A 25,963-nucleotide genomic window follows, 5' to 3' on the forward strand; every position below is an offset into this window, starting at 1 on the left:
CCGCGTGTCGCAATGTCTTGGCGTGGATGCCCGCGACAAGCGCGGGCATGACGCTGGTGCGTAACCTGGAGCTTGGCGTGCGCATCACGCAGCAAGGCCGCCGAGGAGCAGCACGGCTCCGAGAAGCGCCGAAATAAGCGCGTAAACGGGCAGCTTCTCCTTGAACTGCATCCAGTCGACCGATCTGCGCAAAAAGCCTGTCGGCAGGAACATGGTCGCAAGCCCGCTGAAGAGGCCGATCCAGCCAAGCGCCGAGACCAGCGCCTCCAGCCATCCATCCCAGCGGTTATGCGCCGAGATGACAGCCAGGCCGAAGACCAGCCGGAGCACGCCAATCATCGATTCGAAGACGGGATCGTGGGAGATGCGCTCGATCAAGCCCACCGCGGCTTCGCGGCGGAAGTAGAGCCATGCCGCCGCAAACAGCGCATAGGCGCCGATGAATTTGGCGAAAAAGGCCGTCAGCGGCGTCATGCGCCTCTCCAGACAGCCCCCTGCCCGGCTTTACTTCTCGCAGATTAAACGGCCGCGGAATGGCGCGCCGCGCCGGCCTCCAGATAGGCGTCGAAAGCCGCAGCGGCAAGGCGCACAAACGGCCGCCCACGCTCTGTGACGCTCACGCGCCGGTCGCGCAGCGCCACCACGCCATCGCGCTCCAGCCCGCTCAAGGATAGGCGCGCCTGGTCGAAGGCGTCGACTGCAAAGCCATGCTCCAGCGAGACTGCGCCGAAATCGACGCTAAAGTCACACATCAGCCGCTCGATGATCTCGCTGCGCGCCAAATCCTCGACGGAAAAGGCGAGGCCGCGGGTGACCGGGAATCGATCCGCCTCCACGGCGCGCCGCCAGCCGGCAAGATCGGTGGCGTTGCCGACGAAGCCCTGCGGCAGACGGCCGATCGAGGAAACGCCGAAGGGCAGCAGAGCGCTTGCGCTGTCGATCGTATAGCCCTGGAAGTTGCGGCGCATGCGCCCCTGCCGCGCCGCCACGGCCAGCGGATCGCTTGGCCGCGCGAAGTGATCGAGGCCGATCGCCTCATAGCCCGCGCGCTCCAACGCGCGACGCACCGCCGCGGCCTGCGCGAGGCGCTCGGCGGCGCCGGGCAGCGCGGCGGCGTCGATAAGCTTCTGGTTCGCCTTGAACCAGGGCACATGCGCATAGCCGAAAACCGCAAGCCGTTGCGGATCGAGCGAAGCCGCCATGGAGGCCGTGCGCTCGACGTCCGCGACGCTCTGCAGCGGCAGGCCATACATCAGATCGAGATTGATCGCGCTGACGCCCACGCCGCGCATCATCGCGACGGCGCGCTCCACGATCTCGAAGGGCTGCACTCGGCCGGCCGCTTCCTGAACATGGGCGTTGAGATCCTGCACGCCAAAGGAAACGCGGTTGACGCCCGCCCGCCCCAGCGCCTCGGCCATATCCGGCTCAAGGAGACGCGGGTCGAGCTCGATCGCATGTTCCGTCTCATGGGTGACATCGAAGAGGTCGCGCAGGCGCTCGACGATCTCGCCAAAGCGCGCGGGCCCCAAAATGCCCGGCGTGCCGCCGCCCCAATGGATGCTCGCCACGCTGCGCGCGCTTGTCGCGCGCGCGGTCATCTCCACCTCGCGCAGCAGCGTTTCCTTATAGGCAGTGAGCGGCGCCTCCTGCCGGACGGCCTTAGTGTGGCAACCGCAATAGGCGCAAATCTCCCGGCAAAACGGCACATGGAAATAAAGCGAGAGCGTCGCGTGCGGATCGAGGGCGCCGAGCCAGTCGCGCATCTCGACGTCGCCGATCTCTTTTACGAAATGCGGCGCGGTCGGATAGCTCGTGTAGCGAGGAGCGGAGCGTTCGGCGAGCGCGAGTGCGGCCGGGTCCATGGCGCGGGGAACTCCTGGAAGACGAATTCATACGAATTTTATCCCGATCGACCGCGCTGCGCAAAAGCCCCCGCCTGCTACAGATTACCGCGCCTCATCTAAGTTGGCGGAATCTGAGCAGGACGTGCGTTGGCGCATGATTGCTCAGCCGAATTGCTGCGAAAACGGCTGCAGACGCCTTGGCCCGGGCGCGTGAAAAGGGCAGACTGCACGCGATTCACCCACTCTGGAGCATGCGTCGATGTCGACCTCTTCCCCGCGCGCGGATAAGCTGCGGCGCCTCGGCCTGGCCGCGGCCCTGTTCGCCGCTTTGCCGCTCGCCAACGCCGTCGCCGCCGGCGACACGGCAGGCCGCTACGGCATTCTGCGTGACGATAAGGACACCGGCTGCATGCTGACCTTGATGGGCGGCGGCAGAGCGCAACTGGCCCCCGCCTGCCGCGACAATGGCATTGTGGTTTTCGACCCGGTGCGGTGGTCGCTCGACCGTGGCCGCCTCGTGCTCGTCGCGCGCAAGGGCCACAAGGCCCATTTCGAACGCGACAGCGCCAGCATCTGGCGGCGCGATCCAGCCGAGGGCAAATCCTCGCTCGCCTTCAAGCCAATCTGAAAAAAGGAAGCCTCCCGGATCGCTCCGGGAGGCTCTTTGTCCGCCGCCGCGCGAGAGGGGTGCGGGGGTGGGCGGCGGAAACTCGGAAAGCACGCGGGACGCAACAAAACCCGGGGAGGACGGGTCGGAGGAGATTAAGAGAGCGCTAATCGCAGACCTGGGCCCTGCGATAGCCGACCACATTGCCCCAGCCGTCCATGACCGGGCGATCGACGGGGTAACAGTCGCCGCCATAATAGCCGCCGTAGCCGGTCCCATATTGGGGCTGACTCATCGCGCCGGCGGCGACGCCGAGCGCCAGACCGCCGATCGCCGCGGCGGCGGCCGCGCCGCCATTGTTCCAACCGCCATGATGATGTCGCCAGCCGCCATGATGCCCCCAGCCGTAGCCGCCATTCCAGCCCCAGCCATCGGCGGCGGCGGGCGAAGCGGCGCCCGCGCCAAGCAATCCGGCCAAAACAGTGAGAGCGATCGTCTTTTTGACATTCAGGCGCATCGGAGGCTCCCTTGGATCGAGGCTTTCCCTCGGCCTCATGAAGCGACTATCGCGCCGCGCGCCTGAACCGAAGGTGTCCGCGCCGTTCAGCTTCCAGTCAGCTTTTTGCGCATAGCCCTGGTTGCGCTTATTATATTGCCAAACTCGTGGTTGGCGGGGAGAGGCCGATTGACCGCCGGAAAGCAGATACGCCTAATGATCGCCGAGGATCAGAGCGTGATCCGCAAGGCGCTGGCGGCGCTGTTGGCGCTCGAGAAGGATATTGCGGTGGTCGCCACGGCCGCGGACGGCGCGCAGGCGGTCAGCGCCGCCCTCGCCTATGCGCCCGACGTCATCCTGATGGACCTCAAAATGCCGCGCATGGACGGCATTGCCGCGACGCGCGCAATTTTGGCGAAAGCGCCCCTCACCCGCGTCATCATGCTCACGACCTTCGACACTGACGAGCTTGTCTTCGAGGCGGTGTCGGCCGGCGCGCAAGGCTATCTGCTGAAGGACGCCGAAGAGGCCGAAATCCTCGCCGCCATCCGCGCGGCGGCGCGCGGCGAGCCGCGTCTGTCGCCCAGCGTCGCGACAAAAATCCTCTCAGAGTTTCGCCGCGTCAGAACGCCGAGCAAATTATCGTTCGAAGACGAGGAGCCGCTCACCGAACGCGAGAAGGACGTCCTCAACCACGTCGCCGCCGGCAAGGGCAATCGCGAAATCGCGCGCGAAATGGGCCTCGCGGAAGGCACGGTGAAGAACCACGTCTCGACCATTCTCGCCAAGCTGCATTTGCGCAGCCGGACAGAGCTGGCGATACGGGCGCTGTCGGAAAGGTAGCTGCTGATATTTCGCTAAGCAGGTCTAAGGGAATCACACATTTCGGGGACCGTCATGGCCGGGCTTGTCCCGGCCACCCACGCCGGCGGGCACAGACCAACAGGACGCGTTATCGCTAGGGATGAAGTTCAGCGCGGGCTTTGCGATGCTCCCTGTCCTGCTAGCCGACGCAAATGTTCCATGATCGACCTATGCCCAGCGTTAGCCGCCGTTGCGCGGCGTGGGTGGTCGGGACAAGCCCGGCCATGACGAGGGCCGCGACATGAATGTATGCATGCGTTACGCTGAGCAGGAATGCTAGGAAAGATGCGCGATGGGCCAGTGGCAAACCTCGTCGCCCGGCTGCGCCATTCGCGGTTTTGCTTATCCTTGCAGTTTTAAATCATAAATTCGTCTAATGGAGCGCCTTATGAGCAACGGCTGGGAAGAATCGGCGAGCGCGTGGATCGCGACGCAAGGTGAACGCGGCGATTTTGGACGCGAGCATGTGCTCGATCCTGTGATCATGGAGCGGGTATCCGGAAAGCTTTTCGAGCGCGCGCTCGACGTGGGGTGCGGCGAAGGACGCTTTTGCCGCGCGCTCAAATTAAAAGGTATCCATGTGGTGGGAATCGACCCCACCGAAGAATTGATTTCTCATGCGCGTCAGCGCGACCCTGATGGCGATTACCGCATCGGCGGAGCGGAGAGCCTGCCATTCGCCGCCGAAAGCTTCGACCTCGTCGTCAGTTATTTGACGCTACTCGACATAGATGACTTCCGCGCGGCGCTGGCGGAAATGACGCGTGTGCTAAAGCCCGGCGGGACTCTACTCATCGCAAACTTAAATAGCTTCATCACGTCGTGTTCGAGCGGCTGGATAACAGATCAGGACGGAAACTGTCTTTATTACCCGGTCGATCGCTACCTGGAGGAGTTCCCCGAGTGGGTCGAGTGGTCAGGCATTCGCGTCAAAAACTGGCATCGACCATTAGCGTCGTATATGAAAGAACTGCTTGCGCAGGGCCTTACGCTGACTTTCTTCGATGAACCGCAGCCGCAGTCGGGAGACGACCCTGAACGGGAGGCAAGATATCGCCGCGCTCCTTGGTTTCTCGTGATGGAATGGCGGCTTCCGCAAAACTCCCCTTAGGGTCCTGTGGGGGGGATCGGATCACGAGCGCGGCGACTTACCGTGCAGGAGCTTGCCAATCTTACGTGATCCAGTGATTTTAATTGGGTAGCGCTTCGATACAGTTCGGCTTTCTGACATTCAGGCGCATCGGAAGCTCCTTGGATCGTGCTTTCCCTCGGCCTCATAAAGCCACTATCTTGCGGCGCGCTTGCATTTGCGCACCCGGACAGAGCGGGCGATACAGGCGCTATCGCAACGGTAATATGCAAATCAACATGGATATAACCGGTTTCACGGCTGCGATTTTACCAATCGCTTTGTCTCCCGGAGCCAGCTTTACGATGGCCATGAGCAACGCGGCGCGCTCCGGGTTGCGCGGAGTAGCGCCAGTAATAGCGGGGACGGCGACCGGCATCTACATCCACGCGACATTGGCAGGTTTGGGCGTCTCGAATCTCTTGGCCCGATCATCAGCGGCTATGTGGGCCCTCAAAATCGGCGGAACAATCTATTTGATGTGGTTGGGGCTCCGCATGATCGGAGAGGGGTTGTCCGGAGTGACGCGCGTTGAAGTGACCAGCCTCGACTCTGTAAAGATGACAAGCGCTATCACCGCCAATCTGCTAAACGTAAAGCCGCTCCTTCTTTATTTGACGGTTGTCCCTCTTTTTGCGGGCGCGAATTTGAGTTCCTATTTCCTCGCCGCTTCGATCCACGTCTCGATTATGGCGCTACTCCTGACGCTTTGCGGTGCGGCTTTCGCGACGGCCGCGAAGGCCGCGGGAAGCAGCGATGTGATGGCCGCTTTCAATATCATTGCGGGCATTTTCTTGCTGACGCTCGCTGCGAAAGCGGCGTGGTAATCGAAGCGGCAGACTGCCTACGCGCGCAGGATCAGCGCCTGCGATGTCGATCTGTGGTATCTGTCAAAGTATGGAAAGCGACCCATTTCAACCATTGGAGACGACCCGACTCCTCCTACGCTGTGTCGACGCCGAAGATGCGGCAGCGACCGCCACGATGATGACGCCGGAAGTCAGCCGATGGGTGGCTTATTGGCCCGTCCCTTTTACCTATGAAATGGCTGTCGTGTGTATCGGCGCCGCTTGTGAACGGGCGCGGCGGGGCGATGCACTACCTTTCGCCGTGACCGAAAAAGCCAGCGGCGAGCTGACCGGGTGGGTGATGCTCCTCCGCGACGAAGACAACCGTCGGCGCGGCTCTCTTGGTTATTGGCTCGGCGAGAAGCATCACGGCAAGGGTTACATGAGGGAGCTTGCCCCGGTAGCATTGGCGGCAGGTTTCGACCTGCTCGATCTCGACGTGATCGAGGCGGCGGTTCAACCGGGAAATGCAGCGTCGATTGCCGTTCTGAGAGCTTTTGGAATGAAGCCAACTGGGGAGGGCATGGTCTACGCACCCGCCCGTGAGCGTTACGAGCTTTGCCACTTTTTCGAGATTCAGCGGCCTCACTCCCTGGCTTGAAGATCCGGTATCCGTTTCAGTTCGCGGCAATCCCGGATTTTAACCGTCGGGTCGTGTAATGAAAGAAACACAGCATACCTTAAAGAGCATCCACCTTGCGAATGAGCGGACGGTATGGGTGCGTGAGCCGGAGCATAGGGCCACGAACGTGACTGTGTTTCTGGATGCGGAGCTTTACCGAGACCGTGTTGGCGCAACGTCGATCATCGACGCCCTCGATTCCAAGGGTGACATCGCTAATTCACTTTTTGTCTTTGTCTCGATGGAAAGCGCCGCATCCAGATGGGTGGAGTGCCCCTGCTATTCTCCGTTCGCTCAGTTCATCGAAGAAGAGTTATTCCCGTGGCTGGAGAGCGTCTATCCTAGCGCACTCGAGGCCCAGGAGCGCGTGATCGCGGGTCTTAGCTATACCGGTTTGGCCGCGGCTTATGTCTCGATGGTGAACCCATCCCGATTCACAAAAGTGATCGCCCAGTCTGGCTCATTCTGGTCGAACGATTGTTGGATTATCGATTATTTTGAGAAACTGGATCCCAAGCCAAAAACAGAATTTTACCTGGATGTGGGTCTTCAAGAAACGCAGGAAGGCGTCCTGCACAAAGAGGATGTTTTGCAGGCAGTCTCCCAGATCGAAGCCGTGAAGAGATTCCGAGATGCATTGCTGCGACACGGCTACAGACCTCGTTATGTCGAATTCGATGGAGGTCACGATTTCACAGCATGGAGCCTTACGCTGCCAGATGCACTGCGATGGGCGCTGCCTTCTACAAGGAACAAGCCCGACCATGCCGCCCAGCGAATGCAACAGAGCTGCATCACTGACGGCCGCCGCTGAAGGGATGCTTTCGGCAAGCCATCAACGATCGCAGAAAATCAGAAGCAGACAGTCCCTTCCGTCATGGACGGGCAGCCGGTCTGGCGGCCATGCGCGCCACCGTCGCCGCCTATTTGAACTAAGTTCTTGATTTACATGCTTTTAATTGAATAGCGCTCCGGTATAGTTCGCTGGCGACGTCGATTCGAAAGCTTCAAACCCCGCCCATCCTGTCTCGCGCTTGTTTCTTGCGCGCGCAAAGCCGCCATAGCGCCCTGGCGTTTCCGAAGGTGTGATATGAGCAAAATCGTCCGGGTTCTCTCCAGAATCGTCTGCTGCTTCTCTGTAATGGTATCCTCCCCCGTCTTTGCGGGACCAGATCAATTTATCGCCTCGCAGGTGAAGCCGCATTTTGCGGCTTACGCGGACTGCGCCAAGCAATATCTGAGACAGGCCGCCAAAAAAGACCCTGCGGCGCTTTTCGAGCGCATCGAAAGCTCGCTGCGCCCGGCGTGCGGCAATCACATCGATCTGGCGCGCGACGCGCTTTTCCGTGGCGATTTTGGTCGCAGCGAAGCGAACGCGATCATTCGGTCCGCCTATGCGTCGATGCAGCCCGGGCTCCGTTCTTTGTTCGACCAGGCCGCCGCCTCCGAAAGGCAACGCCATCAAGTCGAAAAAGAACAAGCCACTCAAGCGCCACGCGGCGAAGAGGCGGCGAGCGTTGCGCAAGATCGGATCAAAGCGGTCGAGCTCGAACGCACGAAGCTTTTGACCGAAGCGGCGAGCGCCTTCGATAGCTGTCTCGTCTCGGAGTCGAAAAGCCTTGTGCCCTTATCGAATGAGCCAGCCGAAACACTGGTGAAAGTCATCGAGATAAAATGCGGTGAGCTGGAAAAAAGAGTCGCGAGCCTCGGCGTCGCCTTCTATGGCGCGTCGAAAGATGATTACCAAAAAATCGTCAAGGAGCCGCTCGACGAAAGAAAGAAGCGGCTCGTCGCCGATATCGTGACGCTCAGAGCCGATCTCGCGAAGGAAGAAGCGGCAAAGCAACAAAAGGACGTTCCGGAGGCGGATGGGGGCTCCAAGCCAACGAACGGCAATTGATGCGCGATCCGTTGGATTGGTTCGGTCGCTCCCGACACTCGCGCAGCGCGCGATCACCAGCGTTTGTGGCTCTGGATTCCCGGTCGGGCTTTCACATCGCGCGCCGCCAGATCGCACGGCCGAGCGACAGAAACATCTCCGCCACCCCCTGCCCCGTCTTGGCGCTCGTATAAACGACGTCGTGTCGCGACGGCGACGCGTCGCTGGCGAGTTCGGGGGCGAGGTCGATTTTATTGACGATCGCCGCCACCGGGCGGCCGGGAAATCTTTCTTCGAAATGCGTGGCGAGGCCCGCCATTTTCACGAGCGTCGCCGGCCGCGTCGCATCGGCGACGATGATCGCAGCAGAAGCGCCCGCGAGATAGACCGTCTCGAAAATGCGCAGGCCGAAATCCCCATCTGTATCCCATAGGACAAAACGTAAGGTTTCATGGTTTGCGTCGGGGCCGAGGGCGACGTCATGCGTGAGCACATCGACGCCGATCGTCGTCTTGTAATCGCTCTCGAAGCGATCGAAGACGAAGCGGCGCGCCAGCGACGATTTTCCGACGCCGATGTCCCCGAGCAGCATGACTTTCGCCGAAATCACTTCGCGAACTCCCCGGCGAAGGGCATTTCGAACGACACGCGGCGGCTATGCAGCTCCGCATTGGGATCGCCGATGGGATTATATGTCGAGCGCCAAACGAGCGCGAGACGGTTGCGCGCGACGCCGCGCTCGACGAGCATCGCGATGACCCTCTCGGCGCGCTTGCGCGAGACAAATCGATTTCGGCCCGTCGTGCCCACCTCGTCGGCATAGCCGACGACGCGCACGCCCTCGCCGCTCGCTTTGAGAAGCGACGCCAGCTCGTCGAGGCCGGCCGCGGCGGCGGCGGGATCGAGAAACGTGTCGAGCTCTGTGAAGAAGACCGCGAAACTGTCCGTGAAACGCCGCAGCTTGGCGCGCGGCTCTTCCTGTTCGGCCTTGAGGCGCTGTAAGGCCGCATGCGCTTCGCCGAGCGCGTCGCGGAGCGCCTCCATCTGCGCGACAGGCGCAACCGCGGTGACGTCGCTGGCGACGCGATAGGGTTCGGCCGCTTCGATGAGTTCCGCGGCGAGCGTCCGAGGTTCTGTTTCGTCAGCGGCGAGCCCGCGCAGAACGACGATTTCCGCTTGATGGTCGATCTCGAGACGGAGCGGATATTTTCCCAAAGCAGGATGGCCGGCCATCGCCACGACATAAGCCTCGCGGATGCGCCTCTCGCGCCATCCGTGCAGCATCGAATCCCAGGCGAGCCAGGCGCCGAGAAACGCCAGCGCGGCGCTGAAAATCATTAGCGGCGCTTTACTCCGCCTCGATTTCTCTGCGGCGAGCGCTTCATTCAACATATCGCCCAGAGCGGTGGACGTGCAGGAAGCCTCATCCGCCTCGTGCCGCTCGACGATCGACAGAAAGGTGTCGTCGAGACGGCGCTCCATTCGGCGCGACAATTGGCCGCCGAATTCGCCCGCCACGATCACGCGCGGAGAGGCGCGCAAGAACACGATGCCCGAGCCGATGTCGAGCATGCGCAATTCGCCGCCGCGATAGGCGTAAACATTTGCTGCGAATTCGGTGATAGCGGCGATGAGGCCGCTTTGAAGATCGGCGTTGCCGCCCTCCTCGCCTTCCTCCGCGGGCCATATCGCGAGCAGGCGACCGCTCCCCCGCTCGAGCAGCAGCGCGCGTTTCAAACGGCCTGCCTCGGCTTCGGCGAGCGCGACTTCGGCCATCGAGCGGCCGGTCAGCAGAGCGCGCAGCCGCATACGCCACGAGTTCGCGGAAATGAGCGCTTCGATGCGCGCGTTGAGGCTCTCGACGAGGTCACGGAAAGCGCTGGCGACGGTCACCGTCACGAGACGGCCCATGATCGGGTACAAGGCCTCGATCATCATATCCTTGGAGCTGCGAATCTCGGCGCGGACGATCGAGACGACCGAAGGCGCCAGCGCGGCGGTAAGGTCACGCGGGCGTTTATGTTCCGCGCGCTTGAACGCCTCGACCATGACGTCGCCCGACGAAATGGCGAATTTCTCCTCGTCTCCGACGCGCGCGTCGATCCTGTCGAGACGTGCGTCTGTCTCGTCGAGTCGACGGACGGTTTCTCCAAGTAAAAGCGACTTTACTTTCTCGAAGGCCTCGATCCCACTTGGCGCCGACATCGCGTCAAGCCTTCCGCTTCTCGCTCATCGCCTTGATGATGTAGCCCAATTCGACGATCGCGCCGCCGATCGCCTCTATCGTCTCCAACCGGTTTTTCTCGGTTTCCTGAGACAGTTCGAGGATGCGGGAGTCGAGTTCTTCGAAGCGCGTCAGGAACTCTCTGCGCGTTTCTTCCAACTTCGCTTCCAGAATGTTGAATTGGCGCTCCGTCTCTCGCTTCGTGGCGCCGAAGAGCAGCTCGCGCATCTGCTCCATCGGATCGAACATCAATCCGATGGGGAGATTATCGGGAAGCTGCTGCGGTTTGTCGTCGTTAATGCCGTTATCCATTGTATTTCTTGAGACTCCCTGCACGCAACGCAAATAATTCGAGACTCCGGATGAGAGCCCTCTACAGCCATGTTTGTATCACGCAACTTGTAAAATGCGACATACCATGACGAAAGTCATGGAGTCATGGTGACCAACAGCACTGTTGGGAGGCGCCGAAAGCGCTCTAATGCGCTCCAAGTCAATGTCGCTGCTTGTTTATGGACCTGTGGCGCAAGACGCTGGAGAAGGCGCCATGCTGATGTCGACATCAGACGAACCCATCAAAACGCGGCTGAAAGCCGCGGCAAGCTCCTCCGAAGAGCGGGAAGAAAGCCAGCGCGGCGCGCTCACGCGACAAGACATCGCCCTGGCGATCTTCGAGCGCGTGAAGGGGATCTCGCGGCGCGAGGCAAAGCGCCTCACGGATTGCGTCATCGACGAGATGGTCTCGACGCTGGTTTCGGGCGAAACCCTCAAGCTGCACGACTTTGGCTCCTTCGTCGTGCGCGAGAAGCATAAGCGCTCGGGCCGCAATCCGCGCACGGGCGCGCCTGTGCCGATCGACGCGCGCCGGGTCGTCATCTTCAAAGCCTCGCCGACGATCAAAGCCGCGATCAGCGGTTCGACGCCGCGCCAAGGCGCGAAGCCGTCGCGACGGCAGCCGCTGGCGCATAGCGCCGGCGACATGCCGTCCTGCGCGCCGACACTGGAAAAAGAGTGATCCATCCGATCGCATTGCCCCGCGACGGATGAGCGCCCGGCCGCGTCGACTTGCCCGCGGCGCGGTCGGGCCATTTTGCTTTGCTGAGGCTATTCAGGCCCAGCCCCTCAAACGGGCAGAGCTTTCCGATTCAACTTGCCGTTCGCGTTACGCGGCAAGGCCTCCAGAAAGACGACGGCGCGCGGCCGCTTGTAAGCGGCAAGATGTTCGTGGCAATGCGCCAGGATCGCCGCTTCGTCGCGGGGCGCATTGTCGCGCATCACGACATAGGCCTTGATGATCGACGTGTCGGCGTCGCGGCCGGGGCGCTCCGCCGCGGCGGCTTCGGCGACATGGGGAAAGGCGAGAAGGCATTTCTCCACTTCCGCCGGGGAAACGCGATAACCGCCAGCGTTCATGACCTCATCGGCGCGGCCGTGATGGTGCATGTAGCCCTCCGCGTCGAATTCGACGAGATCGCCGGAGACGAACCAGTCGCCGCGAAACGCCTCGCGCTCTTCGTCCGGGCGGTTCCAATAACCGAGCATCAGGCCCGGTTCGTCGCGGCGCACGGCGAGCACGCCGGTCTCGCCTGCCGGCAGCGGCGTTTCGCCGCCCTCATGCGGCAGCCCCGCCACCACCCGGCCCGGCTGCGGACGGCCGGGCGAGCCCGGATGCACCGGGGTCGTCGGCCCGCTCGAAATGAAAGTCGAGCATTCGCTCATGCCGAAAGCTTCGTAGATCTCCTTGCCGGTGCGCGCCCGCCATTCCGCCAACAGGCTCGGCGGCAGCGCGGCGCCGGCCGAGAGACAATGGCGCAGGCTGGCAAGATCGGCGATCTCCGGCGCGGCGTATTTCAGCATCTGCCGATAGACGCCGGGCACGGCGGCGAAGACCGTGGCGTGGTGCTCGGCGATGAGACGCGGCCAAACGGCGGGGTCGGGATGGCCGTTGTAGAGGACGGCGGAGCCCCCCGCCGATAAGGGATCGACGATCCCGACGCCGAGCGTATAGGTCCAGTTGATCGCGCCGGCGTGCAGCATGACGTCGCCGGGGCCGAGCCCCGTCCAATGCGCCCGCATCGGGCGACGGCCCCAGGCGGCGCGATGGGCGTGGAGCACGCCTTTCGGCCGGCTCGTCGTGCCGGAAGTGTAGACGAGATAAGCGGGGTCATCCGCGCCCGTGTCGGCGTAATCCTCTAACGGCGCGCTTTCGGCGAGCCGCGCCAGATCGGCGCCGCGCAGCACGATGGCGTTCCCCTCATGCGCCTCCCCTTCGAAAGCCGCGCCGAGCGCCAGTACGGCGGCGCCGCAATCCTTCAGCAGGAAATCCGCTTCCTCGAAGGTGAGCTGCGAGGAGGCGAGCAGCGGCACATAGCCTGCGGCGATCGCCGCGAAATAGGCGAGCGCCGCATTGGCTTCATTGCCCATGCGGATCATGACGCGGGCGCCGGGCGCGAGCCCCAGCGCGCAAAAGCCCGCCGCAAGCCGGCGCACTTTCAGATCGAGTTCCGAATGGGTCCAGCGCAACGCGCCTGCGTCGCCGACGACGGTGATGGCGGTGGCGTCCGGCCGAAGGCGGGCGTTTTCCGCCAGGCAGTAGCGGGCGAGATTGAAACGGGCGGGAACGGGTTCTCGAACGAAGGTCTGCGTCATCGGCGCCTTTTCGCACCAGCCGAGCCGCCTTCGCAAGCCAAAGCGCGTTGCGGCTGAGATCTCGGGCGGGCGCGCCATTGCTGCCTGGTTCAATAATTCTTTTTTAGCGACCCCCAACTCAAACTGGATCAACGGCAGCCTTTCACCCGCCTTCATGCCTTCTTTAAGGACATCTCTAAACCATGACCGGGTCTTTGAGGTTTTTCCTCGCTCTCAGCGTCGTCTTTTCCCACCTTTCGGGCGCCAGTTATTGTAAACATATCGGATATTACTCCGTTGGAAGTTTCTTTATATTGTCGAGCTACGCCATGACGGCGGCGCTTCACGAGCGCTATCGCTTCGACGCCAAGAGCTTCTGGCTCAGCCGGTTATTGAGGCTGGGGCCGACATATCTGTCGGCCTGCCTCTTGACCTTCCTCGCCGTCGAGATTTTTCCCCTCCAATCGGCAAGCTTCATGCCGCGGTGGGGGTTTCCGCCAACCTTCGCCGACATCGTGCAAAACATTCTCGTGATCCCGATCATCTTTTTCAGGGCCGATCAGTTCATCTTCATCGAGCCAGCCTGGTCGCTCTCGATCGAGATCATGATGTACGGGGCTCTGTTTCTCCTCCTCGCGCGAGGCCCCGCTTTTGCGTTCTTCGGCTTTGCGCTCGGCATTTATTTGCATCTCGTCGCGACGCTGAACGACGTGCCCTTCGACCGAATCTATTTTTCAGTTAACGGCCCGATCATGAGCTTCTCGGTCGGCGCCCTCGCCTATTTCTGGCGCCGCCAAAGCACGCTGCGCATCCCGCCCCTCGCCGCCGTCCTTGCGCTTGGCCTATGGATGACCAATTTCTTCGCGGAAGCCGCCCTGGCCCCGGCGAATTACCCGGTCAGAGCGGGTTTCTATTTGAATATCTTCCTGACCATCCCGGTCGTCGTGGCGCTCTCAGAATTGAAAACCGGGCCGGTCCTCGCCCGTGTCGACCGCCTGCTCGGCGATTTGAGCTACCCAATCTATCTCGTGCAATGGCTGGGCGGCTTCGCCGGCTACATGCTCTTCGCCAGCCCGGCGATGCGCGGCTGGGAGCTGTTCTTCGCCTCGGTCGCGCCGATTCTTCTGATCTCCGGCGCGCTGTCCTGGCTGCAAGGTCTCGTCGTCGAACCTCTCCGATCGAAAATCCGTGAGGGCGCGACAGAGGCGCGAGTGGGCGCCGCCATGCAGCCAGCCGAATGATTGGGCTTCGTTAACCCAACGGCAAGCATGGCGAGAGGCGGACCTTTCGCGGCCTGACATTTGGCGCGAGTTTTCGTCAAAAGCGATTCATGCAGGAGCCGCCGCGTGGCGAAGAAGAAACCGCAAGCCTCGAAAACATCCTCCGCCGGACTGGTCGTGGCGGTCGGGCTCGCCTGCGGCGCCGCGGGCTATTTCCTCGGGAAAAACAGCGCGTCGGTCGAGCACGGCCTTTCGGCTCTGGTGAGCGCCGAGAAATCGGCTGCGCCGGCGGCCAAAACCGCTCCCGAGCAAAAACGCGCGGAGGCGCCCGGCGCCATCAAACCGGCCGAGAAGTCGGAGCTGTCGCGCCTGCTGAAGGGCGCGACAGCGAAGCCAGCCGAACCCAAAGGCGCCGTCGAAAATGTCCCCACGCCGCCGGCGAAGCCCGACCTCGCCGCCAGAGGGGAGCCGCTAAAGCTAGAGGACGCGGAGCCGGCCTCTCCCAGGCCCAATCCCGCGCAGCCGGACTTCCCTCACCCGCCGGCCCCGATCGCTTTCACCTTTCTGAATAAGGAAATCTCGCAAAGCGGCGACGTCGGCGCGCGGGTGACGCTTTCCCTCAATTTCGAGAATCTCGCCGGCAAAGCGATCCGCGCCTTCGAGGGCGTCATGAAGCTCACCGATCAGCAGGACAGGGCCGTCTACAGCACGAAAATCGCCGTGAGCGCGCTGATCTCCGGAGGCGGCGCGATCCGCTGGGACGAGCAAATCGACGCGGGCAAGCTCGACGACAAGGGCCGGCGCCTCGTGAGCGAGGACAGGGAAAATCTGAAGGCGGTCTTTCTGGTGAAGAAGGTCTTCTTCGCCGACGGCAGCGTGCGGACCTTCGACGCGCGGGGCTAGGCCGAAGAAGCCGGCCGATGTCATCCCCGACGCTCGCGCAGCGAGCGATCGGGCATCCCGAGCCGACAGTCGGGTTAACGTGTTCTCCGCGTCATGGCCGCGCTTGTCGCGGCCATCCACGCCGCGCCGACGCGGAAAGCTGAGAGCGTGAGCCGGAATAACGCCACTTATTCTCCCCGCGTGGTCGCAATGTCCTGGCGTGGATGCCCGCGACAAGCGCGGGCATGACGCGGTTGCGTAGGGGTTGTTATTCCTCCCGCCGGGAATGACATGCGCCCACTGCAGGCGTCGCCGCTAATCGAACAAGCTCGACACGCTCTCCTCGCGCGCCGTGCGGGCGATCGCTTCGCCGATCAGCGGGCCGATGGGGATCACGCGGATGTTATGCGCCGCCTTCACGGCGTCCGTCTCGCGGATCGTGTCGGTGATGACAAGCTCCTTGAGCTTCGAGGCGGTGATGCGCTCGACCGCCGCGCCCGACAGCACGCCATGGGTGATATAGGCGTGGACTGATTCCGCCCCCGCCGCGAGCAGAGCGTCGGCAGCGTTGCAGAGCGTGCCGCCCGAGTCGACGATGTCGTCGACGAGAATACAGTTATGGCCCGCGACGTCGCCGATGATGTTCATCACTTCCGACTCGCCTGCCCGCTCGCGGCGCTTGTCGACGATCGCCAGCGGCGCGTCGATGCGCTTGGCCAGAGCGCGGGCGCGCACCACGCCGCCGACGTCCGGCGAGACGACCATCACGTTCTTCAACTGCCGATGCGCTTTGATGTCGGCGACCATCACCGGCGCGGCGAAAAGATTGTCGGTCGGAATATCGAAGAAGCCCTGCACCTGCCCGGCGTGGAGGTCCACGGTCAGCACGCGGTCGGCGCCGGCGCGGGTGATGAGATTGCTGACAAGCTTGGCCGAGATCGGCGTGCGCCCGCCCTGTTTGCGATCCTGGCGCGCGTAGCCAAAATACGGGATCACCGCGGTGATGCGGCGGGCCGACGCGCGGCGCAGCGCGTCGATCATGATCAAGAGCTCCATCAGATGGTCGTTCGCCGGGAAGGACGTGGACTGGATCACGAAAGTGTCCTGGCCACGGACATTCTCCAGAACCTCGACCCAGATCTCCTGATCGGCGAAACGCCGCACATGCGCGCGGCAGAGCGGAATCGAGAGATGCGCCGCTATGGCCTCGGCGAGCGCCCGGTTCGAATTGCCCGCCAGAAGTTTCATCGCCGCCATGGACCTATCCTTACACCGCTACAGTTTGCGGCGTCTTAGCAGCCATGCGGCCCAGGAACAATATGACGCTGATATGGGCGCGCCTTTCCCCGATACGATTGCCTCACGGCCCGGTAATGCTCTAAATGGCAGCTTGCCGGGGTTTTTGCCGCGACGCGGCATAGGCGCCGGCTCCCCATCACTCCAAGGCGTAACCTCCAGACTATGACGATTTGCACCAGCGCTGCGGATGACGTTTCGACCCTACCGGCGTCGCCGGGCGCAACGCGCGCCGTCGTCGCCATGTCGGGAGGCGTGGATTCGAGCGTTGTCGCGGCCCTTCTCAAGGAGCAGGGCTACGACGTCGTCGGCGTGACGCTTCAGCTTTACGACCATGGCGAGGCCACCCACCGCAAGGGCGCCTGCTGCGCCGGCCAGGACATTCAGGACGCCCGCGCGGTCGCGGCGCGCCTCGGCATTCCGCATTTCGTGCTCGATTACGAGCGGCGCTTCCAGGAGCGGGTGATCGGGGAATTCGCCGCCTCCTACGCCAGCGGCGAGACGCCGGTCCCCTGCATCGCCTGCAACCAATTCATCAAATTCGCCGATCTTTTCGAAACCGCCAAGGACCTCGGCGCCGATATTCTGGCAACCGGCCATTATATCTCCTCGCGCGACGACGGCGCGGGCGGGCGGGCGCTCTACCGCGCCAAGGACGCCTCGCGCGATCAAAGCTACTTCCTCTTCGCCACGACGCGGGAGCAGCTCGCGATGCTGCGCTTTCCGCTCGGCGACTACACCAAGGCGGAGGTGCGCGACATGGCCCGCCGCTTCTCGCTCGAAGTGGCGGACAAGCCCGACAGCCAGGACATTTGCTTCGTGCCGAGCGGACGTTACACCGACGTCGTGCAGCGGCTCGCGCCTCAGGCCGTGGTGCCGGGCGAGATCGTCCATATCGACGGGCGGGTGCTCGGCCGTCATGCGGGCGTCGTGCATTATACGATAGGTCAGAGACGAGGCCTTGGTCTCGGCGCCGCGGTCGCGGGCCGTGACGCGCAGCCGCTTTATGTGGTGCGCATCGACGCGGCGAAAGCCCAAGTCATCGTCGGCCCGCGCGAGGCGTTGGAAACGCGCGCCGTCGCCTTGCGGGGTGTGAACTGGATCGGCCCTGGCGCGTTGTCTCAATTGCCGCCGCAAGGGATCGACATTATGGCCCGCGTCCGCTCCACTCGCCCGCCCGTCCCTGCGCGGCTCCTCGCGCGTGAAGGCCAGGAGGCGACAGTCGTCTTCGCGACGGGCGAATTCGGCGTGTCGCCGGGACAGGCCTGCGTCTTCTACGACCCTATCGACGATGGCGATGGCGCGCGCGTGCTGGGCGGCGGCTTCATCGCCGCGGTCGAGCCGGCCAGACAAAGCGTTCCCGTCATGGCGTCGCCGCCGCGCGCCGCAACCGCGCAAAGGGCGCCGAGATGACCGAAGCGACAGATTCGAGCCGCGAGATCGAATCGCTGGACACTGGCGACGTCGAGGCCGCTTACGCGCGCTGGGCGCCGATCTATGACCTCGCTTTCACGGCCGTGTTCCGTCCCGGCCGCCGCGCCCTCACAACTGCGGCCTCCAAGGCGGACGGCCCGATTCTCGACGTCGGCGTCGGCACTGGGCTCGAGCTTCCCATGTTCGAGCCGCATAACGAGGTCTATGGCGTCGATCTCTGCGAACCGATGCTGCGCCGCGCCAGCGAGCGCGTGCGCCGACAGGGACTGAGCCATGTGGTGGCGCTCTGCAAGATGGATGCGACGCGCATGGGCTTCGCCGATTCGACCTTCGCCTGCGTCTGCGCGCCATTCGTGCTGACCGTGGCGCCGGAGCCGGAAGCCATGCTCGATGAATTGGGACGCGTGGTGCGGCCGGGCGGCGAGATCATCCTCGTCAACCATGTCAGCCGCAAGGACGATCCCTTCGCGATATTCGAGCATTGGCTCGACCGCCATGTCGCGCCCAAGCTCGGCTGGCGCCCGCAATTTCCCTGGGCGATTATCGGCGACTGGATCGACCGGCGCCCCGAGATGCGGCTGGTGGAGCGCCGGCGGCTGGCGCCTTTCGGCCTCTTCACCTTCGTGCGCATCAAACGCCTGCCGGTCAGCCAGAGCGCCGAAACGCCCGAGACGCAAGCCGAACTCGAATACGCCTGAGCACTGGCGCCGAGGCGCGCGGCGCGCTAAGTTGTATGAGCGGCGCTGCGGGGTGCGTGCAGGACTATTATTCCCCGGGGCCTTATCGATCCTTATGGGAGCTGTCCCTGGTCTTGCCCGTGGGCTCGGCCACACGGCGCCCACCTACGTTGTAGGTTCCCGGGATCGATGTCCCACGGCTCACGTGGCCCGCGCTTTCACTCTCGCTTTCCCGGCCCCTTCTCAATGACCGATGTGAAGACAGAATTGCGCCGGCGCGCGCTGGCGCGCCGCGACCTCGTGACTCATGCGGAAGCCCATGACGCGGCTTTGTCGGTCGCCCGCCGCGGCCTCGCGCTCGTCGAAGAGCTGTCAGCGACAACAGGGCTCGAAACGCCCATTGTTTCGGTCTACTGGCCGATTCGCAGCGAGCTCAACACCCGCCCGCTGATCGAGGCTCTCGCGCGAAAGGGCTATCGGGTGGTGCTGCCTGTGATGCACAAGGTCCGGCATCCTCTGGTCTTCCGGGATTTCGCGCCCGGCGACGATCTCGTGAAAGGGCCCTTCGGCCTTTCCGAGCCGGCCGAAGACAAGCCGGCGCGCGACCCCGACGTCATCTTCTCGCCGCTGGCGGCCTTCGACCGCAAGGGCTTCCGCCTCGGCTATGGCGGCGGCATTTACGACGCGACCCTCGCGCAGCTACGCCCGAGGAAGGCGGTAACGGTTGTTGGCCTCGCCTATTCCTGCCAGGAGACCGACCATGTGCCGACCGAACCGCACGACGAGCGCCTCGATTATCTGATGACCGAGCGGGAACTAATTATTCCGGCTTAAAGCCGCCCATCATTGCGAGCGAAGCGAAGCAATCCAGGGCCGCAACACGGCTCTGGATTGCTTCGTCGCTACGCTCCTCGCAATGACGGATAGGGTTCTTACTACTTCGCAGGCGGCTCGGGCAGCTTGATCACCTGCCCCGCCTTGAGCTTCGCGCCCGGTTTGACCCCCGGGTTGGCGGCGGTAAGCGCGCGCAGCTTGTCCGCCTTTCCATAGAGCTTCCTGGCGATCGTCTTCAGCGTCTCGCCCGCCTTCGCGGTATAAGTATCCTCAGGCGCGGCTGGCTTTTCCGCTGGCGCAGCGTCGGGCGGCGTCGTCGCCTCGGGCGCCTGGGCGGTCTCGGCCGGTTTCAACTCCTCGGAAGGCGCCGGCGCTTCTGCGGCCTGGCTCTCGGCCGGCGTCTCCGAGCTCGCAGGCGACTCTGCGGTCTGTTGCTCGACATTCGCCTGCTCTTCGGGAGCCGGGGGCGCCGGAACTTTCCCCGTGCCCATGGCAAAGACATAGGCAAGCGCCGCCGCCGCGCCCGCGAGAGCCATTTCCCGCGCGCCACGCACCCGCTTCGGCGGATAAAGCGGCGGGCGGTTGTCCGTGGACGCGCCCGCCGTCGCGCGCGTCTCCTCGCGGCCCTTGAGCCAACTGAAAAGCTCGAGCAGGAAGTAGAGCAGCAGCAGCGCCGCGAGCGGCGGCTTCCAATAGGCCCCGGGCGCGAAAATATAGGCCATCGCGCCCTGCTCGATCAGCAGACCGATCCAGGGGATGTCTTCGCCCTTGCCGCGGCGCAGGAGCGCCGCGCCGGCGACGGCGACGAACAGCGCCGCATAGACCGCTAGCAGGACGTCGCGCGGGACAAAGCTCCAGCCGAGAGCTTTCTCCCCGAAAAGATAAAGCAGACCCGCTGCCGTCGCGGCATAAACGCCATGCAACAGGCGGCGCCGGGTCGCAAGCTGGCTCAGATGCGCGAGAAGCGCAGCCGCGATAATTGCCATAAAAGCAAGGGAGAGGTTGGCGGACAAAAGGTCCGGGTTCATTGGCGACAGGCTCCTGTTTCACTGCCAAGCTGTGCACGCCGATGTGACAACAGTTTGTAAGCCGGCCTAAGCGTCCTTGCCGCTTACCCCGGCGCTCTCGAAAGTAGCCATGTCGCGGTGGCAGGCGAGCGCCGTCTTGACGATAGCGATCGCCAAGCCGGCCCCCGACCCCTCGCCAAGCCGCATCCCCAGATCGAGCAATGGTTTTTTGCCCATCCGCGCCAAAACCTCGCGATGCCCGCCCTCTGGCGAAACATGGCCCGCCACGCAATGGGCGACAGCGTCCGGCGTCATGGCGTGAAGCAAGGCGGCGGCGGCGCAAACGACATAACCATCGAGCACCACGGGCACATTATTGAGCCGCGCCGCCGTGATCGCGCCCATCATCGCCGCGATCTCGCGTCCGCCGAGGCGGCGCAGGATTTCCAGGGGGTCGGTGAGATGCGGCCCGTGCAGCGCGAGCGCCGCGTCGATTGCCGCATTCTTGCGCGCGAGGCCCTCTTCATTCACGCCCGTGCCGCGCCCGGTCCAGCGCGAGGCCGGCCCGCCATAGAGCGATGCGTAAATAGCGGCGGCGCTCGTCGTATTGCCGATGCCCATCTCGCCGGGCGCGAGCAGGTCGATCCCGCCCTCTACGGCTTCGAAACCATAGGCGAAAGTCGCCGCCGCCTCGCGTTCGTCCATGGCGGGCGCCAGCGTGAAATCCTGGGTCGGCCGCTCCAACGCCAGCTCATAGACCTTCAGGCCGATGTCATGCGCCTTGCAGATTTGATTGATCGCGGCGCCGCCGCTCATGAAGTTTTGCACCATCTGCTCGGTGACGCTCGCCGGAAAGGCGGAGACGCCCTGCGCCACGACGCCATGATTGCCCGCATAGACGGCGACGAGCGGTCGCGCGATCGCCGGCTCGGCGACGCCCTGCCAGGCCGCGAGCCATTCGACGATCTCCTCGAGCCGGCCGAGCGCGCCCGGCGGCTTGGTGAGCTGCGCGTCGCGCGCCCGCACGGCGGCGACGGCCTCTTCGCTCGGCGCCGGAAGATTGGCGAAGAGCATGCGGATTTCTTCAAAGGGACGGATGTCGTGAGCCATGCGCGGGGTGTAGCGCCTGGAGACCGAAATGGCGAGTTGAGAAAGAGCATTCCCCAGATGCGTTGACGCCGCAGCGTCGCACTCTCTAATGACGCGCAATCCTTCCAGAGGTACGCCGTGCACGACATCGCAGCGCCCAGCGACAAGACATCCTTCCTCACGCATTTCAACAATGATCCCCGCCGCATCGGCGCGGCGATCCTGCTCGGCTTCTCGACCGGCCTGCCCTTTCTTCTGGTCTACAGCACGCAATCTGCCTGGCTCTACGATGCCAAAGTGCCGATCGAGACCATCGGTCTCTTAAGCGAAATGACGCTCGCCTATAAATTCAAATGGCTCTGGGCGCCTTTCCTCGATGAGTATGACGCGCCGATCTTTTCCAGGCTGCTCGGGCGCCGGCGCGGCTGGGTCCTCGTCTCGCAAATTGCCGTCATCATCGCGCTGGTCGGCGTCGCCTATGGCGATCCGGGAAGCTGGCTTGCCTGGACAATTTTCTTTTCCTTTGCGCTGGGCGTCGCCGGCGCGACTCAGGACATCACCGTCGATGGCTGGCGCATCACCGTCGCGCCGAAGGAGAAGCTGGCCTTCATGACCTCGGTCGCCGAGATGGGCTATCGCGTCGGCGCGCTGGTCGCCGGCGCCGGCGCGCTTTATCTCGCCAATTTCTACGGCTGGCGGGCGGCCTATCTCGGCATGGCTGGCGTGATGACGCTGGGCCTCGTCGCGACCTTCCTCGCGCCCGAGCCGCCCTCCGATTTCGAGCCGCATCGCGCGCGGCCGAGCTTCGCTTTCACCGTGACCGAGCCGATCAAGGAGCTCTGGCGCCGGCTCGGGCCGATGGCGCTGGCGATCCTGCTGCTTGTCGCGGGCTTTCGCATGCCGGGCTATGTCTCCACCGCCATGGCCATGCCGCTGTTCAAGAGCCTGCATTTCTCAGAAGCTGACATCGCCACGGTCACCAAGGTTTTCGGCTTCTGGATCGCGCTCGGCGGCACCATTCTCGCCGGCCTTGTCGTGCGCAAGTTCGGGATGTTGAAGAGCCTCGTGATCGGGACGATCGCCGGCTCGGCCTCGCATCTGTCCCTGGCGTGGCTCGCGGCGCATGGCCACGACTTCACAGACTTTGCGCTCGCCGTGGGGATCGAGGGTTTCGCCTACGCCTTCGCGCAGGTGGTGCTGATCATCTACATGTCGTCGCTGGTCTCGACAGAATTTGCGACGAGCCAGTTTGCCCTGCTCACCTCGCTTTGCGCCCTGCCCGGCAGCCTGCTGGCGGGAACATCCGGCTTCATCATCAAGCACACCGGCTTCGAGACGTTCTTCGTCGGAACGTCGTTGATGGGGCTTCCGGTCGCCATTCTCGCCTGGTGGGTCTGGCGCAGGCAGGAGCAGCTCGGAGAAGGCGATCTGACCGAGACATCGGCGGAAAGAACCGCCGAGACGGACTGATAGAAGCGGCCTGCCCTTAGGCTTTAAAATCGGCGCCGCTCGCCCGCATCGCCTCAAAGGCGGCGAGCGCACGCGCGCGCGCTGCGGCGTGATCCACGATGGGAAGCGGATAGGTCTCTCCCAACGTCACGCCCGCCGCCGCGAGCACATGCGCCGGCGCCTCCCAGGGCCGGTGAATCCACCGCGACTCAAGCCCCGCCAATTCAGGAACAAAGCGGCGCACATAAGCGCCGTCGGCATCGAATTTCGCGCCCTGCAAAACCGGATTGAACACGCGGAAATAAGGCGCGGCGTCGGCGCCGCATCCAGCGACCCATTGCCAGTTACCGCTATTGTTGGCGAGGTCGGCGTCGACAAGCGTGTCCCAAAACCAGCGCGCGCCTTCCTGCCAGGGAAGGAGAAGATGCTTCACCAGAAAGCTCGCGGCCACCATGCGCGCGCGATTGTGCATAAAGCCGGTGAGCCACAATTCGCGCATGGCGGCGTCGACGAGCGGGTAGCCTGTGCGCCCCCTGCGCCAGGCCTCGAGCGCGGAGGGATCGTCGCGCCAGGGAAAACCATCGAAACGCCGATCGAGCGCGCGCTCCGGCATCTCCGGGTTGGCCACGAGCAGATGATGAAAGAACTCCCGCCAACCGAGCTCGCGTAAATAAGGCAGGCCGGCCTCGCCCGCCGACTGCATGACCTCCGCCCAGACGCGCCGCGGCGAGATTTCGCCAAAATGCAGATGCGGCGAAAGGCGCGACACGCCCTGCCCCGCGAGGTCGTCGCGCGCGACCTTGTAACCCACAACGTGATTCTTCACGAAATCGGAGAGACGTGCGCGAGCGCTCGCTTCACCGGGCTTCCAAGCATCGCGCAGGCCCCGCGCCCAGTCAGGCTTTTTGGGCAAAAGGCTCCAGTCGTCCAATCTGTCGCTCGCCGGCGCCGGAGCCGCATCGAGCTTGGTTGGCGCCGGCAAGGGCGCTGGCGGTCCTCCCGCAGCAAGACATGCGCGCCAGAAGGGCGAGAAGACCTTGAAGGTCTCGCCCTGCCTGTTGCGCATATGAGCGGGCTCGAAGAGCAGCGGGCCGTTGAAGCTCTCGACCGCAAGGCCGCGCCCATGCAGAATCGCCTTGATCTCGCTGTCGCGGCGCATGGCCCAGGGCTCGTAAAGCCTGTTCCAATAGGCGGCGCTCGCGCCCGTCTCGGCGATCACGGCTTCCAGCGCAAACTCCGCGCGGCCGCGCCGCAGGATCAGCGAAACGCCGAGCCGCGCGAGATCGGCGGCGAGCGAGGAGAGCGAATGGTGAAGCCACCAGCGGCTCGCGCCGCCCATGCGCCACGCGCCAGCGCTGTCGTCGTCGAGCACATAAAGCGCAACCAGCGGCGCGCCAGAGCGCGCCGCCGCCATCAAGGCAGGATTGTCGTCGAGGCGAAGATCGTTGCGAAACCAGACGATCGCCGGCGCCATTGCGCCTCCTTTATCGCCTCGCGTGCGTGATCCCGTAGAAGGCGTAGATGGCGAGGCCGATGCCGGTCCAGACCAAGAGCCGCAGCCAGGTATCGAGCGGCAGTGCGACCATGAGCGCGATGCAGGACAAAATGCCCAATATCGGCATCACCGGAATGCCGGGCGCCCGGAAGGGCCGGCGCAATTCCGGATGGGTTCGTCTCAGTTGGAGCACGGCGAAACAAACCAGCGCGAATGCGGCCAGCGTGCCGATGCTCACCATCTCTCCCAATATATCGATCGGAAACAGGCCGGCCGCGAGGGCCACCGTGACGCCGACGAGGATCTGGCTCGCCGCCGGCGTGCGATAGCGGCGATGCAGCTTGGCGAAAAAGGCCGGCAACAGGCCGTCGTGCGCCATGGTGAAGAAAACGCGCGTCTGGCCATAGAGCAGCGCAAGAATGGCGGTAGTCAGCCCGGCGAGCGCGCCGAATTTCACGACCCATGCGAGCCAGGCGACGCCCGTGTGATCCATCACCAGCGCCATCGGATCGGGCACGCCGAGATCCCTGTAATTCACGACGCCTGTCGCCACCGCCGCAACCGCCACATAAAGCAGGGAGCAGATGACGAGAGAACCGATGATGCCGATCGGAATGTCGCGCTGCGGCGTATGCGCCTCCTGCGCCGCCGTCGAGACGGAATCGAAGCCGACATAGGCGAAGAAGACGACCGAGGCGCCGCGCGCCACGCCGCTCCATCCATAGACGCCGAACTCGCCGCTGTTCTCGGGAATGAGCGGCGACCAATTGGCGACGTCGACATGCGCCGCGCCAACCGCGATCACCATCAGCACGACAACAACCTTGAGAGCGACGATCACATTGTTGAACCGCGACGACTCATGCGTGCCGCGCACCAGCAGCATGGTCAATAAAAGGACAATGCCCGCGGCGGGAAAATTGAAGAACCCATGCACGGCGGGATCGCCCGGGGCGGCAAAATAGGCGGTCGTGTACTGCGATGGAACGCTGATCCCCAACCCATGCAGCACGCGGTTGAAATAGCCCGCCCAGCCGACAGCGACGGTCGCGGCGCCGGCGGCATATTCCAGGACGAGATTCCAGCCGATGATCCAGGCGAAAATCTCGCCGAGCGTCACATAAGTATAGGTGTAGGCGCTGCCGCAGACCGGCAGAAGCGCGGCAAGCTCGGCGTAGCAGAAGGCGACGAAGGCGCAGGCAATCCCTGAGAGCGCGAAGGAGACCATGACGCCCGGCCCGGCGTAATTCGCCGCCGCTGTGCCCGTGAGCACGAAAATGCCCGCGCCGATGATGCCGCCGATGCCGAGCGCCATCAGCGACGCCCAGCCCAGCGCCCGCTTCAGCCCGTCGCCTTCTTTCTCGGCGTCATGCGCCGCGAGGATGGCGACCACGGATTTGCGCGTGAGGTAAATCTTCCGCTCGACCTCGGACAAT

At 63.7% G+C, this 25,963-nt stretch carries 26 protein-coding genes and 1 other RNA gene; 15 read left to right on the plus strand and 12 right to left on the minus strand.

Translation table 11 applies throughout. The features are described from left to right. Positions 1–84: 84 nt before the first annotated feature. The gene (locus tag QNA11_RS07750) at positions 85–474 is read right to left on the minus strand and encodes a hypothetical protein (protein ID WP_283482576.1); all 390 of its coding nucleotides are present in this window, start codon (positions 472–474) and stop codon (positions 85–87) included. A 44-nt stretch (positions 475–518) separates the two neighbouring features. Next, entirely contained in the window at positions 519–1,865 is a 1,347-nt protein-coding gene (hemN, locus tag QNA11_RS07755; protein WP_283482577.1) for an oxygen-independent coproporphyrinogen III oxidase, read from the minus strand. 241 nt (positions 1,866–2,106) lie between these two features. Between hemN and QNA11_RS07760 the strand changes: the two genes are divergently transcribed. Beyond that, positions 2,107–2,475 (plus strand): hypothetical protein, encoded by a 369-nt coding sequence (locus QNA11_RS07760; protein WP_281928474.1) that lies wholly within the window; start codon positions 2,107–2,109, stop codon positions 2,473–2,475. Between the two features lie 145 nt (positions 2,476–2,620). Here QNA11_RS07760 and QNA11_RS07765 read toward each other — a convergent pair whose 3' ends face one another. After that, positions 2,621–2,971, minus strand: coding sequence for a hypothetical protein (locus tag QNA11_RS07765; protein WP_283482578.1), 351 nt, complete (start codon positions 2,969–2,971; stop codon positions 2,621–2,623). A gap of 168 nt (positions 2,972–3,139) precedes the next feature. Here QNA11_RS07765 and QNA11_RS07770 point away from each other — a divergent pair, with 168 nt between their 5' ends. The 6 genes from QNA11_RS07770 (at position 3,140) to QNA11_RS07795 (ending at position 8,313) form a co-directional block, all read left to right on the plus strand. After that, complete coding sequence (locus QNA11_RS07770) at positions 3,140–3,793, plus strand: response regulator (RefSeq protein ID WP_283482579.1); 654 nt, start codon at positions 3,140–3,142, stop codon at positions 3,791–3,793. A gap of 409 nt (positions 3,794–4,202) precedes the next feature. After that, positions 4,203–4,925 carry a class I SAM-dependent methyltransferase gene (locus tag QNA11_RS07775; protein WP_283482580.1) on the plus strand — a complete coding sequence of 241 codons (723 nt, stop codon included), beginning with the start codon at positions 4,203–4,205 and terminating at the stop codon, positions 4,923–4,925. 245 nt (positions 4,926–5,170) lie between these two features. Then, on the plus strand, positions 5,171–5,770 hold the full coding sequence (locus QNA11_RS07780; RefSeq protein WP_283482581.1) for a LysE family translocator: 600 nt from the start codon (positions 5,171–5,173) through the stop codon (positions 5,768–5,770). A gap of 70 nt (positions 5,771–5,840) precedes the next feature. Next, the gene (locus QNA11_RS07785; protein ID WP_283484175.1) at positions 5,841–6,392 is read left to right on the plus strand and encodes a GNAT family N-acetyltransferase; all 552 of its coding nucleotides are present in this window, start codon (positions 5,841–5,843) and stop codon (positions 6,390–6,392) included. A 58-nt stretch (positions 6,393–6,450) separates the two neighbouring features. Beyond that, positions 6,451–7,227 (plus strand): alpha/beta hydrolase, encoded by a 777-nt coding sequence (locus QNA11_RS07790; protein ID WP_283482582.1) that lies wholly within the window; start codon positions 6,451–6,453, stop codon positions 7,225–7,227. 276 nt (positions 7,228–7,503) lie between these two features. Next, entirely contained in the window at positions 7,504–8,313 is an 810-nt protein-coding gene (locus QNA11_RS07795; protein WP_283482583.1) for a hypothetical protein, read from the plus strand. Between the two features lie 91 nt (positions 8,314–8,404). Here QNA11_RS07795 and QNA11_RS07800 read toward each other — a convergent pair whose 3' ends face one another. The 3 genes from QNA11_RS07800 to QNA11_RS07810 are packed head-to-tail and all read right to left on the minus strand — an operon-like array spanning position 8,405 to position 10,828. After that, positions 8,405–8,902 carry a Rab family GTPase gene (locus QNA11_RS07800; RefSeq protein WP_202073607.1) on the minus strand — a complete coding sequence of 166 codons (498 nt, stop codon included), beginning with the start codon at positions 8,900–8,902 and terminating at the stop codon, positions 8,405–8,407. Then, complete coding sequence (locus QNA11_RS07805) at positions 8,899–10,497, minus strand: OmpA family protein (RefSeq protein WP_283482584.1); 1,599 nt, start codon at positions 10,495–10,497, stop codon at positions 8,899–8,901. The genes QNA11_RS07800 and QNA11_RS07805 overlap by 4 nt, the downstream gene beginning before the upstream one ends. A gap of 4 nt (positions 10,498–10,501) precedes the next feature. After that, positions 10,502–10,828, minus strand: coding sequence for a hypothetical protein (locus QNA11_RS07810; RefSeq protein WP_202073605.1), 327 nt, complete (start codon positions 10,826–10,828; stop codon positions 10,502–10,504). Between the two features lie 184 nt (positions 10,829–11,012). Between QNA11_RS07810 and QNA11_RS07815 the strand changes: the two genes are divergently transcribed. Further along, a complete protein-coding gene (locus tag QNA11_RS07815) occupies positions 11,013–11,531 on the plus strand; it encodes an HU family DNA-binding protein (protein WP_283482585.1) in 519 nt (172 codons plus the stop codon). Between the two features lie 107 nt (positions 11,532–11,638). Here the strand turns inward: QNA11_RS07815 and QNA11_RS07820 are convergent, their stop codons facing one another. After that, entirely contained in the window at positions 11,639–13,165 is a 1,527-nt protein-coding gene (locus QNA11_RS07820) for an acetate--CoA ligase (protein ID WP_283482586.1), read from the minus strand. Between the two features lie 182 nt (positions 13,166–13,347). Between QNA11_RS07820 and QNA11_RS07825 the strand changes: the two genes are divergently transcribed. Continuing rightward, positions 13,348–14,385, plus strand: coding sequence for an acyltransferase family protein (locus QNA11_RS07825; RefSeq protein WP_349362185.1), 1,038 nt, complete (start codon positions 13,348–13,350; stop codon positions 14,383–14,385). Between the two features lie 105 nt (positions 14,386–14,490). Beyond that, a complete protein-coding gene (locus QNA11_RS07830; protein WP_283482588.1) occupies positions 14,491–15,267 on the plus strand; it encodes a hypothetical protein in 777 nt (258 codons plus the stop codon). A gap of 294 nt (positions 15,268–15,561) precedes the next feature. Here the strand turns inward: QNA11_RS07830 and QNA11_RS07835 are convergent, their stop codons facing one another. Continuing rightward, a complete protein-coding gene (locus QNA11_RS07835; protein ID WP_202073600.1) occupies positions 15,562–16,503 on the minus strand; it encodes a ribose-phosphate pyrophosphokinase in 942 nt (313 codons plus the stop codon). 204 nt (positions 16,504–16,707) lie between these two features. Between QNA11_RS07835 and mnmA the strand changes: the two genes are divergently transcribed. The 4 genes from mnmA to QNA11_RS07855 all read left to right on the plus strand — a co-directional run bounded on the left by mnmA (position 16,708) and on the right by QNA11_RS07855 (position 19,487). Then, a complete protein-coding gene (gene mnmA, locus QNA11_RS07840) occupies positions 16,708–17,955 on the plus strand; it encodes a tRNA 2-thiouridine(34) synthase MnmA (RefSeq protein WP_283482589.1) in 1,248 nt (415 codons plus the stop codon). Beyond that, positions 17,952–18,674 (plus strand): class I SAM-dependent methyltransferase, encoded by a 723-nt coding sequence (locus QNA11_RS07845; protein WP_283482590.1) that lies wholly within the window; start codon positions 17,952–17,954, stop codon positions 18,672–18,674. Before mnmA ends, QNA11_RS07845 begins: the two co-directional genes overlap by 4 nt. A gap of 39 nt (positions 18,675–18,713) precedes the next feature. After that, positions 18,714–18,868, plus strand: a non-coding RNA gene (ssrS, locus tag QNA11_RS07850) — 6S RNA. A 31-nt stretch (positions 18,869–18,899) separates the two neighbouring features. Beyond that, a complete protein-coding gene (locus tag QNA11_RS07855; protein WP_283482591.1) occupies positions 18,900–19,487 on the plus strand; it encodes a 5-formyltetrahydrofolate cyclo-ligase in 588 nt (195 codons plus the stop codon). Positions 19,488–19,588: 101 nt separating this feature from the next. Here the strand turns inward: QNA11_RS07855 and QNA11_RS07860 are convergent, their stop codons facing one another. Both QNA11_RS07860 and cobT read right to left on the minus strand, forming a co-directional pair. After that, the gene (locus tag QNA11_RS07860) at positions 19,589–20,515 is read right to left on the minus strand and encodes a LysM peptidoglycan-binding domain-containing protein (RefSeq protein ID WP_283482592.1); all 927 of its coding nucleotides are present in this window, start codon (positions 20,513–20,515) and stop codon (positions 19,589–19,591) included. Between the two features lie 66 nt (positions 20,516–20,581). Beyond that, positions 20,582–21,604 (minus strand): nicotinate-nucleotide--dimethylbenzimidazole phosphoribosyltransferase, encoded by a 1,023-nt coding sequence (gene cobT / locus QNA11_RS07865; protein WP_283482593.1) that lies wholly within the window; start codon positions 21,602–21,604, stop codon positions 20,582–20,584. A 117-nt stretch (positions 21,605–21,721) separates the two neighbouring features. Between cobT and QNA11_RS07870 the strand changes: the two genes are divergently transcribed. Then, the gene (locus QNA11_RS07870) at positions 21,722–23,053 is read left to right on the plus strand and encodes an AmpG family muropeptide MFS transporter (RefSeq protein WP_283482594.1); all 1,332 of its coding nucleotides are present in this window, start codon (positions 21,722–21,724) and stop codon (positions 23,051–23,053) included. 16 nt (positions 23,054–23,069) lie between these two features. On the opposite strand, the gene QNA11_RS07875 is transcribed toward QNA11_RS07870, so the two are convergent. Together QNA11_RS07875 and QNA11_RS07880 are read right to left on the minus strand one after the other, a co-directional pair. Beyond that, positions 23,070–24,506, minus strand: a complete 1,437-nt coding sequence (locus tag QNA11_RS07875; RefSeq protein WP_283482595.1) for a cryptochrome/photolyase family protein — start codon at positions 24,504–24,506, stop codon at positions 23,070–23,072. A 10-nt stretch (positions 24,507–24,516) separates the two neighbouring features. After that, complete coding sequence (locus tag QNA11_RS07880) at positions 24,517–25,962, minus strand: amino acid permease (protein ID WP_283482596.1); 1,446 nt, start codon at positions 25,960–25,962, stop codon at positions 24,517–24,519. Between the last annotated feature and the right edge of the window lies 1 nt (position 25,963).

Origin of the sequence: Methylocystis sp. JR02, from assembly GCF_030063565.1 — a bacterium.
Taxonomy (GTDB): domain Bacteria; phylum Pseudomonadota; class Alphaproteobacteria; order Rhizobiales; family Beijerinckiaceae; genus Methylocystis; species Methylocystis iwaonis.